The organism is Streptomyces sp. NPDC059718 (genome assembly GCF_042733315.1).
GTDB lineage: Bacteria > Actinomycetota > Actinomycetes > Streptomycetales > Streptomycetaceae > Actinacidiphila.
On sequence record NZ_JBHWGA010000012.1, the window covers coordinates 145,040 to 158,109 of the forward strand.

Sequence of the window (13,070 nt, forward strand, 5' to 3'; positions counted from 1 at the left end):
GATCGTTTGTTAGCCTGGGTGAGGCACCGGCTCGATCCAAGCCCCCGGGCCCAACCATAGGCGCTTCGAGCGCCCACTTGCCGCGAGGCGAGCATGGCGGGTCGGTGTCACATACGTCCGGCGGGGCGCCCCTCCCAGAGGGGCGCCCCGCCGTCGTCATAGGACGGCTCAGTCCCGCAGCAGGTCCGGGACGCCGGCGCCGTCCGGCAGATCCCGGGCGCCGGAGAGCACCGTCAGCCGCTGCGTGGCCCGGGTCAGCGCCACGTACAGCACCCGCAGCCCAGCCGGCGACTCGTCCGCGATCTCCGCGGGCGAGACGACCAGCGTCGCGTCGTACTCCAGCCCCTTGGCCTCCAGGCTGCCCAGCGCCACGACGCGCTCGCCCAGCCCCGCCAGCCAGCCCCGGGCCTCCTCACGGCGGCCCATGGCCACGACCACGCCCACCGTGCCCTCGACCTCGCCCAGCAGCCGCTCCGCCTCCGCGCGCACCGCCTCGCCGGGGCCGCCGTCGGCGGTCACCGCGAACCGGGGCACCAGCCCCGTCGAACGCACCGCGCGCGGCGCCTCGCTGCCCGGCATGGCCAGTGCCAGCACCTTCGCCGCCAGGTCCGCGATCTCGGCCGGGTTGCGGTAGTTCACGGTGAGGGTGAAACGGCGGCGCGGACGCGTCCCCAGGGCCTCGTCACGGGCCAGGGCCGCCTCGTCCGGGTCGGTCCACGAACTCTGCGCGGGGTCGCCGACCACCGTCCAGGTCGCGGCACGGCCCCGGCGGCCCACCATCCGCCACTGCATCGGGGTGAGGTCCTGCGCCTCGTCGACGATCACGTGCGCGTACTCCGTGCGCTCCGCGTCCAGCCGGTCCTGCCGGCTGCGCCGCCCGGCCGCCATCCGGTCGGCGAAGGTCGTGACCTCCTCCAGACCGGTCAGCTGGTCCAGCGGGTCCGCCTCCCGGGTGCGCACCTTCGGCGGCGGGCCCAGCAGCGACTCCAGCTCGTCCAGCATCGCGACGTCGTGCACGGACAGCGCCCCGTTGCCCGCGGGGTCCAGCCGCCGCAGCGAGCGCGCCACCCGCCGCACCTCGGGCGGCGTCAGGACCCGCCGCGCCCAGCGCCCCAGCCGCTTCTCGTCGGAGAGCGCCGCCAGCACCCCGCGCGGGGTCAGCACCGGCCACCACGCGGCCAGGAAGTCCACGAACTCCTGCTCGGTGGAGACGTCCTCGTCGAAGCCCTGCCGCTCCTCGGCGGCCAGCTCCGGGTCCTCGAAACGGCGCCCGGCCTTGCGCCACAGCGCGTCCAGCAGCAGACGGCGGGCCCGGGGCCGCAGCAGGTTCACCGGCGCCGTGCCGCTCAGCACGGCGTGCCGGATCCCGGACAGCTCCTCGGCGTCCAGCTCCAGCCGCCGCCCGAACGCCACCACCCGCAGCCGGTCCGGGCAGCGACCCTGCCCGGACCCGTGCTCCAGCACGCCCCGGGCCGCCTTGCGCAGCACCCTCAGCATCCGCAGCGAGCCCTTGATCCGGGCGACCGCCGGATCGTCGTACGTGGTCGCCTCGGCACCGTCCACGAGCGAGCCCACGGCGCGGATCGCGACCTGCCCCTCCTCGCCCAGCGAGGGCAGCACGCCCTCGGTGTACGCCACCAGCAGCGGCGTCGGGCTGACCACCAGGATCCCGCCCGCGTACCGGCGCCGGTCCTGGTACAGCAGGTACGCCGCCCGGTGCAGGGCCACGGCCGTCTTCCCCGTGCCGGGCCCGCCGGTCACCTCCGTGACGGAGGCTGCGGGGGCCCTGATCACCACGTCCTGCTCGGCCTGGATGCTGGAGACGATGTCCCGCATCGTGTGGCTGCGCGCCTGGCCCAGCGCGGCCATCAGCGCGCCGTCCCCCACCACCGGCAGCCCCGTCGTCAGCTCCGGGCGCAGCAGGTCGTCCTCGACGCCCAGCACCTTGCGGCCCTTGGAGCGGATGACGCGCCGCCGCACGACCCGGCCCGGCGCGACCGGCGTCGCCCGGTAGAACGGCGCCGCCGCGGGCGCCCGCCAGTCGATCACCAGCGGCGCGTAGTCCGCGTCCAGCACGCCCAGCCGGCCGATGTGCAGGGTCTCGGCGACCTCCGCCGTCCCGTCGGGCCGGATCGCGTCATCGGCGGGCTCCACGGAGGTGTACGCACCGTCCGGGCCCTTCTTGCCGTCCTTGCCCAGCAGCAGGTCGATCCGGCCGAAGAGGAAGTCCTCGAACTCCGCGTTCAGCCGGTTCAGGTGCAGCCCCGCCCGGAACACCTGGGCGTCGCGCTCCGCCAGCGCGCCCGGCGTGCCGACCTGGCCGCGCTTGACGGCGTCGTCCATGAGGAACTCCGCCTCGTGGATCTTCTCCTCGAGCCGGTCGTACACCCGGTCCAGATGCGTCTGCTCGACTGCGATCTCCGTGTCCCGGACCGCTGCCACGCAGGACCCCCTTCTTCCACTTCCGTACGTCACGCGCCGCGCGCGCCGCCCCGGCGTACGGGGCAGCCTGTCACCGTACGCCAACCAGGCGTTTCCCGCCCACTCGGCAAGTGCCCCCCGAAGCGTCCGGGGTACCCCGCGTCGCCCCGTGCGGGTGCGTGGTGGTTGCTGTTGGGGGTTCTCCCACCCGCCCTCCCGATTGCCCGGCGCGATTGGTGCGGGCCTCGCGCGGTTCGTGGTGGGCCGGGGTCGGGGCCTCCGGGGCTGGGCATTCTGGACCGCATATTTATGTGCATGGCGGGCAGTCCAGGTCGGACCCCGGATGCCGCACAACAAATACACGTCAGCGTCCAGAACGCCCACCCCTACGACCCCGCCCCCTCCCTATCGCGGGCGACCAACCGCCGGTGGGGGTTCAGAAACCGGTCCGGGGTCGCCGCAAGTGCCCCACTCACCCCCCACCGGCCGTCAGTCGCCCCAACCGTCGGGAGGGGGTGTGGCGGGGTGCGCCCATGGGGGTCCCCCCGGCCGAAGGCTGGGGGAGACGAGCGGCGGACCCGGCGCCGAACGACGTAGGGGTAAACCGCGAGCGCTGTGGGGGTCCCCCCGGCCGAAGGCTGGGGGAGACGTGCGCCGGCGCGGCCCCGACCCAGCCACACGGTGCGAGACCCGCACTGACCGCGCCGGGCAATCGGGCGGGAGGGTGGAGGATGCCCGCCGCAGGCGCGAACAACCCGCACGCAACCACAGGCCGCAACCAGGACCCCGGGTCACGCGGAGGCGTACTTGGCGTCCGCCGCCGGATCGAGCGCAAGCCGGTACCCCCGCTTGACCACCGTCTGGATGAGCTTCGGCACCCCCAGCGCCGCCCGCAACCGCGCCATCGCCGTCTCGACGGCGTGCTCGTCGCGCCCCGCCCCCGGCAGCACCCGGAGCAGGTCGGCCCGGGAGACGACCCACCCGGGGCGCCGGGCGAGGGCGCGGAGCAGGGCCATCCCGGCCGGGGGGACGGGACGCAGCTCCCCGTCGACGACGACCGCGTGGCCGCGGATCTCCAGGCGCCGTCCGGCGACAGGGAGGGGACGCACCCGCCCCGGGAGCTCGGCGGCGAGCAGCTGGACGAGCGGCCCGAGGCGGAAGCGTTCGGGCTGGGCGGTGGGCACCTCGTGGGCCTGCAGGGGGAGCGCCGTGACGGGGCCCACGCAGGCCGGGAGGATGTCGTGGCGCAGGGCGTCGAGGAGTTCGCCGCGCAGGCCCCGGCGGTCGGCCCGGTCCAGCAGGGAGGCCGCCGCGGGGGCGCTGGTGAAGGCGACCGCGTCCAGTCCGCGCGCGACGGCCGCGTCGATGAGCCGGTCGACCGGGCCCAGGTCCTCCGGCGGCATCCAGCGGTAGACGGGGACGCCCACGACCTCCGCGCCGGCCGCGCGCAGTGCCTCGCTGAAGCCAGGCACCGGCTCCCCGTGCAGCTGGACGGCGACGCGCCGGCCGTCGACGCCCTCGTCCAGCAGGCGGTCGAGGACCTCCGCCATCGACTCGGACGCCGGCGACCAGGACTCCCTGAGCCCGGCCGCGCGGATCGCGCCGCGCACCTTGGGGCCGCGGGCGAGCAGTTCGACGTGGCGCAGCCGCTCCAGCAGGGGCTCGCCGAGCCCCCAGCCGTCGGCGGCCTCGATCCAGCCGCGGAAGCCGATCGCCGTGGTGGCCACCACGACGTCGGGGCCGCGTTCGAGCAGCCGCTTGGTCGCGGCGAGCAGTTCGGTGTCGTCCGGCAGCGGGACGATCCGCAGCGCGGGGGCCCGCATCACGACGGCGCCGCGCCGTTCGAGGAGGGCGCACAGTTCGTCGGCGCGGCGGGCCGCGGTGACGCCGACCGTGAAGCCCGCCAAGGGGAGGACGTCTGGGTGTCGCACTTGCATGGCTCTGCCTCGCTCCGCCGGAGGTACACGTGCAACGGAGGCCGGGACCGTCCCGGGTCCCGGAGTCGCGCGCCCCGTTGCGCGCATGGTTCCAAGCCCCGGTGACGGTCCGGGTTCACCGGCATTTCCCCGTTGTTACGCAGTTCGCCGGGGCTACACCTCCGCGTAGGAGAGCCGCCGCTCCGGCTCGGCCCCGGCACCGGGCCCGGCCGCCGGGGCGGGGGCCGGCGCGGGCCTGCGCAGGTATACGGCCCAGGTGACCGCGAAGCAGACGGCGTAGACGGCCAGGAAGGTGACGAAGGCCGGGGTGCCGGTGCCCCGGGTGAGGAAGGACTGCCGGAAGGCGAGGTTGATGCCGAGGCCGCCGAGCGCACCGACGGCACCGATCAGGCCCATCGCGGCGCCGGACAGCCGGCGTCCGTAGGAGGCCGCGGCTTCGCCGGTCAGGCCCATGGCGGCGGCCTTGGCGGCGTAGATGCCCGGGATCATCTTGTACGTCGAGCCGTTGCCGAGGCCGGTCAGGATGAACAGGGCGACGAAGGCCCCGGAGAACAGCGCCAGGGACTTCTGTGCCGAGGCGAGGACGATCACGGCCGTGGCGGCGGCCATCGCCAGGAAGTTCCACAGGGTGATCCGCGCGCCGCCGAAGCGGTCGGCGAGCCGCCCGCCGACCGGGCGGATCAGCGAGCCGAGCAGCGGGCCGACGAAGGTGACGGACGCGGCCTGCAGCGGGGTGCGGGCGAACTGGTTCTGCAGGACGAGCCCGAAGGCGAAGCTGTAGCCGATGAAGGACCCGAAGGTGCCGATGTAGAGGAAGGACATGATCCAGGTGTGGCCGTCCTTCACCGCCAGGGCGGCCGCGCCGGTGTCGTTCCGCACGGGCGCCAGGTTGTCCATGTACAGGGCCGCGAGCGTGGCGGCGACCACGATGAGCGGGATGTAGACGGCGAGCAGCAGCCGCGGGTGGCCGGCGCCGGCCGTGCCGATGACCAGCAGGCCGACCAATTGGACGACCGGCACGCCGATGTTGCCGCCGCCCGCGTTGAGGCCGAGCGCCCAGCCCTTCTTCCGGAGCGGGAAGAAGGAGTTGATGTTGGTCATGGAGGAGGCGAAGTTGCCGCCGCCGACCCCGGTCAGCGCGGCGACGGCGAGGAAGGTGCCGTACGAGGTGCCGGGCTCCATGACGACGGCGGCGGCGATCGTCGGCAGCAGCAGCATGAGCGCGCTGAGGACGGTCCAGTTGCGGCCGCCGAAGCGCGCGACGGCGAAGGTGTACGGGACGCGGACCAGGGCGCCGACCGCCGTCGCCATGGCGACCAGGAAGAACTTCCCGGCGGGGTCGATGCCGTACTCCGGGCCCATGAAGAGCACCATGACCGACCAGAGCGTCCAGACGGAGAAGCCGACGTGCTCGGACAGGACGGAGAAGAGCAGGTTCCGGTGGGCGACGCGCCGGCCGCCGTTCTCCCAGGCCCCCTCGTCCTCGGGGTCCCACCGTTCGATCCAGCGGCCGCCCTTGCGTGCTGTGGTGCTCGCGGCAGTCATGACGCCTCCAGGCCCTGATGTCGCTCGTCGGGTGATGCCCACGACGGTAGGAACGCCGCGTTTCCTCCCGATGGCCTGAGGTGACCGCCACGCAACCTTGCTCTCACCCGGTGCGCGGGCCCGGTGTGAGCGCCGGGGGCGCCATCAGGCGGGCGTCCGGCTCCGGCAGCCAGGCGCCGTCCGGCACGGTGAGCCAGTCGTCCTCCGCGGCGAGCCGGCGCGCGGCGCGGAGCAGGGCGTCCAGTGCGGGGTGGCGCAGTCCGGGCCGCCACACCATGGAGACGGGGGCGAGCGGTACGGGGCCGGTGAGCGGGCGCAGGACGAAGCCGGGCAGGTCGATGAACTCGGTGCTGGCCAGGACGGGCCAGCGGTGCTTGCGCACCAGGCGGACGAACTCCTCCGGGCCGTCGATGGCGGGGAAGGGCGCGGCGACGGCGATGCCCCGGCCCCGGAACAGGCGCTGGGCCAGATCCGTCCACTCGGCGGTGTCCGGGTTCCCGGCGGCGGCGTAGAGGGACTCCCCGGCGAGCCGGTCGAGCGGCACCTCGGCGAGCGGGGCCAGCCGGTGGCCGGCGGGGAGCAGCACCGCCATCCGCTCGTAGCGGACCGGCAGGTGCTCCAGCCGGTCCAGCACGACGGGGGCCAGGCCCGCCGCGCGGCCGAAGGAGACGTCCAGACGGCCGGCGAGGATCCCGGCGGCGGCGCCGGTGAGCCCGCTGTGGAAGCGCGCGGTGAGCTCGAGTTCGGGCGCGGCGGCGCGGGCGGCGGCCAGCACCCGGTGGCCGGTGCCCACCGGCGCGCCGATGTCGACGAGCAGCGGACGGCCGGTGGGCGCGAAGGCGGCGGCCAGTTCGTCGTGGGCGGCGAGCACGCGCCGGGCGTACGGCAGCAGCCGCTCCCCCTCGGGGGTCAGCCGCACCGAGCGGGTCGTGCGCACGAACAGTTCGGCCCGCAGTTCCCGCTCCAGGCGCCGGACGTCCCGGCTCAGCGCCTGCTGGGCGACGTGGAGGCGGGCGGCGGCCTGGGTGAAGTGCAGTTCCTCCGCGACAGCGGTGAAGGCCCTCAGCAGGCGCGGGTCGATGGCGTGCGGCATCCGCCCATTGAACACGTCCGCGATTGACAACGGGAACGCGTCAATGGGCGCTGATCAGGTGTTGGACCGCACCGGGGGCGCCCCGGGAGGGTGGTCGCATGACCGCGCTCGCCTTCGCCGCCCCCTACCGGCGGCTCTTCGCCCTGCCCGGCACCCGGGCCTTCACCACCGGGAACCTCCTGGCCCGGCTCCCGATGGGGATGTTCGGCGTCAGCGCGGTCGTCATGATCGCGGCTGGCTACGGCTCGTACGCGCTGGCCGGGGCGGTCACCGCCACCGGACTCGCCGCGACGGCCGTGGTGGCCCCCTGGACCGCGCGCCTGACCGACCGGCACGGCCAGGCCCGGGTGGCCGTGCCGGCCGCGGGGCTCGCCGCGCTGGGCTCGCTCGCGCTGGTGGTGTGCGTACGGCTGCACGCCCCGGCCTGGACCCTGTTCGCCGCGTACGCCGCCACCGCCACGACGCCGAACACCGGCGGCATGGCGCGGGCGCGCTGGGCGCACCTGTACCGGGACGACGAGCGGGGCCGGCACGTCGCCAACTCCTTCGAGCAGGCGGCGGACGAGGTCTGCTTCATGCTCGGCCCGGTCCTCGCGGCCTTCCTGTGCACCTCGCTGTTCCCCGAGGCCGGCACGCTGACGGGGGCGCTGCTGCTCTTCGGCGGCATCCTGGTCTTCGCCGCGCAGCGCGGCACCGAACCGCCGCCGGTGCCGCGGGCCACCGCCGGACCGGGGGCGGGCGCCGGGCGGGCCGCGGTACCGGCCGTACTGCTGACGTTCCTGGCGACGGGGGCCGTCTTCGGCGCCCTGGAGGTCACCACGATCGCCTTCGCCGACGCCCACGGGCACCGCGGCGCCGCCGGGGCGGTGCTCGCCCTGCAAGCGGCGGGTTCGTGCGCGGCGGGCCTGCTGTACGGGCTGCGCCGGCCCCGTGGCGGCGCGGGAGGCCGCTTCGCCGCGAGCGTCGCCCTGATGGCCGTCCTCATGCTCGGCCCGCTGCCCGCGGCGGCCCTCGGCGGCCTGTGGCTGCTGGCCCCCGCGCTGCTGCTGGCGGGCATGGCCACCGCGCCCACGATGATCAACGGCATGGCCCTGATCCAGCACCGGGTCCCGCCGGGCCGCCTCAACGAGGGGATGACGCTGGCCGTCACGGCCCTCCTGGGCGGCATCGCCGCGGGCTCCTTCGCCGCGGGCTCCGTCGTGGAGCAGCGGGGCGCGGTGCCCGCGTACGCGATACCGGCGGTCGCCGCGGCCACCGCGGCGCTGGTCGCGGCGGCCTCCCTGCGGACGGCCCGGCGCCGGGCCTGACGTACCGGCCGTCAGCCGCCGGCCGCCGCCGTACGCGCCGCCCTGCGCCTGCGCGGCCAGGGCCACAGCCGGGCGGGGCGCCGTGCGGCGAGGTCCTCGGCCCAGCCGAAGCACACCAGCAGCAGGCCGATGAGCGGCCACACGACCACGAACTGGAACCAGTCGCTCTCCAGCAGCCACGGCACGTGGTACTCCAGCAGGCGGAAGTTCCACAGCTGGTCGATCAGCGGCACGCTGGCGATCAGGGCTATCTCGTGCCAGAGGTAGAACGTCACCGCCCGGGCGTTCAGCAGGGTGACGGGCCCGTCCAGCCGCGCGATCGGCCGCGGCAGCCGGTCCCAGGCCGGGCTCACCCGCAGGAGCAGCGCGACGAAGCCGAGGGACCACAGCGCCTGCGCCAGCGGGATGTCGTTGAGGTCCCAGCCGTCCTCCGTCTGGTGGCCGGACGCCCACCAGGCGCCGGCCGCCATGAGCACCGGGGCGACGAGCGGCACGACGAACGCGGGCAGTCTGCGGGTCAGCCCGTCGTGGTGGGCGAAGCCCAGGATCCAGCAGGAACCGAAGGTGACGAAGTCCGTGACGACCCCGCCGAGGTCCCCGGGGATCGTCACCCACCCCGTGGTGAGGGCGGCGGTCAGGGCGAGCGGCGCCAGCAGGGTCGCCCACGGCAGGCGGCGGAAGGCCCACAGCATCAGCGGCGAGAGCAGGACGAACCACAGGTAGGCCCGCAGGTACCACAGCGGCCCTGCGGCCTGCACCGCCCAGGTGTTCTCCAGCAATCCGCTCTGCTGCCCCAGCTCCCAGGGGAACGGCGGGGTGCCCAGCGGGACGATCCACCACAGGAGCCGCAGCCCCCAGCCGAGCGGGCCGTCGCCGTCCGTCGACGGCCGCCAGCCGCCGATCAGCATGGCCGGGAGGAGCAGCGCCGCCAGCACCCACAGGGGCGGCAGCAGGCGCCGTATCCGGGAGCGGATCACTGCGGCGGCGGGCCGCGCCAGGGAGCGGGCCATGAGCGAGCCGGCCAGCGCGAACATCACGCCCATGGACGGGAACGCCAGGGTCAGCCACGCCCAGCCGAAGCAGTGGTAGACCACGACGCGGACCAGCGCGACGGCGCGCAGCAGGTCGAGGTAGCGGTCGCGGACGACGGACCGGGCCGCGCCGGACCGGCCCGCGGCTCCACCCGGGGCCACCGGGACTCCTGGGGCCCCGGTGGCGTCCATGCGGGGGCCGGCCTGCTGCGGGAGGGCACCACGGTGGGCCCCGGCCTGCGGGATGGTCATGGCGGGGCTCTTTCAGACGGTGGTGAGCGGGGACTCGACGGCGCCGGTGCGGCGGAGCTTCTGCCAGCGCAGCCGGCCGCCGGTCAGCGCGGTGATCCAGGACTGCAGCAGCACCAGGTACATCAACTGCCGGTAGAGGATCTGCTGCAGCGGCAGCCACAGCAGATGGCGCGGCGACTCGCGGTCCAGCCGGAAGGCGTAGGCCGCGCAGGCCGCCTGGACGGCGAGGACCCCGAACCACGCCTCCACCGTCCGCAGGGTCGGGCCGAAGACCAGGCCGTAGACAAGGAAGATGTCGATCAGCGGGGCCAGCAGCGGGGCGACCACCATGAACAGCGACACCAGCGGCAGGCCGAGCCGGCCGAAGCGCCCGGAGTGGCCACTGTCCCTCAGGGCGCCGCGGTGCTTCCAGATCGCCTGCATGGTGCCGTAGCTCCAGCGGTAGCGCTGCGACCACAACTGCCGGACGGTCTCCGGGGCCTCGGTCCAGGCGCGCGCGTTCTCGGCGTACACCACGCGCCAGCCGGCCCGGTGCAGCGCCATGGTGACGTCGGTGTCCTCGGCGAGGGTGTCGTCGCTCATGCCGCCGACGTCGCGCAGCGCCTCGCGGCGGAAGGCCCCGATCGCCCCGGGGATGGTCGGCATGCAGCCGAGCACGTCGTACATGCGGCGGTCCAGGTTGAAGCCCATCACGTACTCGATGTGCTGCCAGGCCCCGATCATCCTGTCGCGGTTGCCGACCTTGGCGTTGCCCGCGACGGCGCCCACCGTGGGGTCGGCGAAGGGCTGCACGAGCTCGCCGACCGTGCCCGGCTCGAAGACGGTGTCGCCGTCCATCATCACGACCAGGTCGCAGGAGGCGTTCGCCAGGCCGTTGTTGAGCGCCGCGGGCTTGCCCCCGTTGGACTGGCGGATCACCCGGACCCCGGGCAGGGCGAGGTCCTCCACGATGTCGGCCGTCCCGTCGGTGGAGCCGTCGTCGACGACGACGATCTCCAGCGGATGCTCGCTGGCCGCCAGGGAGCGCACCGTGTTGGCGATGCACTTGGCCTCGTTGTACGCCGGGACGAGGACGGTGACGGGGCGGGTGACGCGCTCCTCGCCCCACCGGAAGTCGCGCCGCCGCACCCGGCGGGTGTGCACCGCGGACAGCAGCACCATCAGGCCGAAGCGCGCCAGGACCAGCGCGCCCACCACGGCGAGCAGGACGACGAGCACGCTCATGGTGTGCTCGGAGAGCGTGACCGCGAGCACGAAGGCCTTGCCCTCCCACAGCGGCAGGCCGGTGACGGGGGTGTGCGCGCTCGGCGCGCCGAGCGCCTGCGTGAGCGTGGGGAACGTGTACCCCTCCGCCGTCAGTTCGGGCAGCAGGCGGTCCAGCGCGGCCACGGTCTGCGAGCGGTCGCCGCCGGAGTCGTGCATCAGCACGATGGCACCGGCGCCGGCCTTGGCCGGCTTGGCGGACCGGACGATGGCGTCGACGCCGGGACGGGCCCAGTCCTCGGTGTCGGTGTCGATGAACGCGGTGATGTAGCCGCGCTGCCCGAGGTACTGCGCCACCGGCCACGACAGGTCGTCCAGCGCGTCGGCGGTCGAGGAGTACGGCGGGCGGAACAGCGAGGTGTGGATTCCGGCCGCACCGGCCAGCGCGAGCTGGTTCTCGGCGAGCTCCCGGTCGATCCGGTCGTGCGACTGGTAGACCAGGTCGGGGTGGTTGAAGGTGTGCAGCCCCACCTCGTGGCCCTCGTCCACCATGCGCCGGACGAGGTCGGGGTGGCGCGAGGCCATCGTCCCGGTCACGAAGAACACGCCGTGGGCGTGGTACTCGGCCAGCTTGTCCAGGATCTTCGGGGTCCACTCCGGGTCCGGACCGTCGTCGAAGGTCAGGACCAGGTTCTTGCGGGGGACGGCGTAGCTGTGCGTCTCGGTGCCCCGGGTGTCGATGACGGGGCCGCCCTCCAGTACGGAGTCCGGCACGTGGGCGGTGGCGACCGGCGGGTGGATGCGGTGGTCCGCGCCGATCTCGCTGTGGACGAAGCCGCGCAGCAGCAGCATGCACACCACGGCGACCAGCAGCAGTGCCGGCAGGGTGAAGCGCATGGGCAGGGTCTTGCGGCCGCGGGCTCCGCGGCGGGGCGGGCCGTCGGTGACGGTGACGGTCATCTGGCACCGCCCCCGCTGAGGCCGGTGGCACTGGCCGAGGGGTCGGGCGTCTCCCCGTCGTCCGGCGGGGTGCTGCCGGTGGGGGTGTCATCGGGCGTGGGCGTCGCCGGGGCCGTCGGAACGGACGTGGCGCTCCACGTGGGGCGGGGGGAGACCGGGCGGCGGGTGCTCGTGGGCGTGGTGCCGGCGGACCCGGTGGGCACGGTGCCGGCCGTCGCGGGCGTCCCGCCGCCGGTGAAGGTGGCGGTGCCGCTCGGGGAGCCGCTCGGCGAGACCGGGGCGGAGGCGGGGGCCGTCGGGTCGGCGGAGACGACGGGCGCGGTGTCCTCGTCGTCCTCCCCCGGGATCATCAGCCAGGGGGCCCGGGAGTCGGCGCCCGCCAGGCTGATCGCCAGGACCGCGGCGTAGCCGACGCAGACCGCGCCGAGGATCCAGCCGATCCGGCGCAGCTTGCGGCCGCGCCGTCCGCTGGTGTCGACGAAAACCGGCCGGTCCGGGTCGTCGGGTATGCGTGTCTTCACCGCTGAGAGGCCCTTTCCCCACAGGAGCGCGCCTGGCTCCGCCAGGGGGCACGGCTCAGCGGTGGACCGCGACACTGCGGACCACGAACCCCCCTCGGTGGATCACCCCAAGCACTCTGTGAGCGGCGAATGTACATCACTTTCAGCCAATTGTGCGCATCAGGTGAACAACGCATAGGTGAACTGTGCCAGCCGGATGATCGTTGCCTTTCATAACAACTCATGGCCATGACAAGGACAAGGGGTGACGACCAGCACTCAGGACCGGCACCCGTCCGGCACCCGGACCGGCCTCCGGGACCCTCGACGGACCCCGGAAACGACGGAAGGCGATGCCTGCCGCGCAGTGCGGGCAGGCATCGCCTTCCGTTGGGTCAGTGGAGATGGCGGGAATCGAACCCGCGTCCTGTGGTGCAGAATCAGGGCTTCTCCGAGCGCAGTCCGCTGTGCTTTTCTCGGCCCCGGCAGTCACGCGGACAAGCCGCCGACGGGCCCAGCCACTGTTTGGTTTCCCACCGAGCCCCGTGGCCGGACTCAGTGGTTTAGTCCCCTAGCTGATGCCAGGATCCGGGTCGGGAACAGCCCCGGGCTGACACTCCGCGGAGTCTTCGCTAGCTGCTAATTAGGCAGCGAGAGCGAAGGCGGAGGAATCGCGCTTAGAAGTGGCGATTATTGTTTTCGGCATATGGTTTACGAGATCATTGCCGCTTCCTCGGCTCGCTTCCCCTGCTTCGACATCCCCAGTCGAAACCGATCATCCCCATGTTGATTTTTCAAACTGCTCACCGGGCCGCCACGGC

8 protein-coding genes and 1 other RNA gene are annotated in these 13,070 nt (G+C 74.1%); 1 reads left to right on the forward strand and 8 read right to left on the reverse strand.

The window, feature by feature from the left end; genetic code table 11:
* Positions 1-168: 168 nt before the first annotated feature.
* The 4 genes from ACFV3E_RS16390 to ACFV3E_RS16405 all read right to left on the reverse strand — a co-directional run bounded on the left by ACFV3E_RS16390 (position 169) and on the right by ACFV3E_RS16405 (position 6,996).
* Positions 169-2,442, reverse strand: coding sequence for a UvrD-helicase domain-containing protein (locus ACFV3E_RS16390; protein WP_500535271.1), 2,274 nt, complete (start codon positions 2,440-2,442; stop codon positions 169-171).
* A 770-nt stretch (positions 2,443-3,212) separates the two neighbouring features.
* Positions 3,213-4,358 (reverse strand): uroporphyrinogen-III synthase, encoded by a 1,146-nt coding sequence (locus ACFV3E_RS16395; protein ID WP_500535272.1) that lies wholly within the window; start codon positions 4,356-4,358, stop codon positions 3,213-3,215.
* Between the two features lie 153 nt (positions 4,359-4,511).
* Positions 4,512-5,903, reverse strand: coding sequence for a nitrate/nitrite transporter (locus ACFV3E_RS16400; RefSeq protein WP_500535273.1), 1,392 nt, complete (start codon positions 5,901-5,903; stop codon positions 4,512-4,514).
* A gap of 103 nt (positions 5,904-6,006) precedes the next feature.
* Entirely contained in the window at positions 6,007-6,996 is a 990-nt protein-coding gene (locus ACFV3E_RS16405; RefSeq protein ID WP_500535274.1) for a LysR family transcriptional regulator, read from the reverse strand.
* A 98-nt stretch (positions 6,997-7,094) separates the two neighbouring features.
* Between ACFV3E_RS16405 and ACFV3E_RS16410 the strand changes: the two genes are divergently transcribed.
* Positions 7,095-8,303, forward strand: coding sequence for an MFS transporter (locus ACFV3E_RS16410; protein WP_500535275.1), 1,209 nt, complete (start codon positions 7,095-7,097; stop codon positions 8,301-8,303).
* A gap of 11 nt (positions 8,304-8,314) precedes the next feature.
* Here ACFV3E_RS16410 and ACFV3E_RS16415 read toward each other — a convergent pair whose 3' ends face one another.
* The 4 genes from ACFV3E_RS16415 to ssrA all read right to left on the reverse strand — a co-directional run bounded on the left by ACFV3E_RS16415 (position 8,315) and on the right by ssrA (position 13,032).
* Positions 8,315-9,586, reverse strand: coding sequence for an acyltransferase family protein (locus tag ACFV3E_RS16415; protein ID WP_500535276.1), 1,272 nt, complete (start codon positions 9,584-9,586; stop codon positions 8,315-8,317).
* A gap of 12 nt (positions 9,587-9,598) precedes the next feature.
* Complete coding sequence (locus ACFV3E_RS16420) at positions 9,599-11,686, reverse strand: bifunctional polysaccharide deacetylase/glycosyltransferase family 2 protein (RefSeq protein WP_500535310.1); 2,088 nt, start codon at positions 11,684-11,686, stop codon at positions 9,599-9,601.
* 59 nt (positions 11,687-11,745) lie between these two features.
* Entirely contained in the window at positions 11,746-12,270 is a 525-nt protein-coding gene (locus ACFV3E_RS16425) for a hypothetical protein (protein WP_500535277.1), read from the reverse strand.
* Positions 12,271-12,645: 375 nt separating this feature from the next.
* Positions 12,646-13,032, reverse strand: a transfer-messenger RNA (tmRNA) gene (gene ssrA, locus ACFV3E_RS16430).
* Between the last annotated feature and the right edge of the window lie 38 nt (positions 13,033-13,070).

What these genes read in the sequence shown, in the direction of transcription:
- ACFV3E_RS16395 (WP_500535272.1), bottom strand. Translation starts at nt 4,358, where the DNA reads ATGCAAGTGCGACACCCAGACGTCCTCCCCTTGGCGGGCTTCACGGTC.
- ACFV3E_RS16400 (WP_500535273.1), bottom strand. Translation starts at nt 5,903, where the DNA reads ATGACTGCCGCGAGCACCACAGCACGCAAGGGCGGCCGCTGGATCGAA.
- ACFV3E_RS16405 (WP_500535274.1), bottom strand. Translation starts at nt 6,996, where the DNA reads ATGCCGCACGCCATCGACCCGCGCCTGCTGAGGGCCTTCACCGCTGTC.
- ACFV3E_RS16410 (WP_500535275.1), top strand. Translation starts at nt 7,095, where the DNA reads ATGACCGCGCTCGCCTTCGCCGCCCCCTACCGGCGGCTCTTCGCCCTG.
- ACFV3E_RS16415 (WP_500535276.1), bottom strand. Translation starts at nt 9,586, where the DNA reads ATGACCATCCCGCAGGCCGGGGCCCACCGTGGTGCCCTCCCGCAGCAG.
- ACFV3E_RS16420 (WP_500535310.1), bottom strand. Translation starts at nt 11,686, where the DNA reads ATGCGCTTCACCCTGCCGGCACTGCTGCTGGTCGCCGTGGTGTGCATG.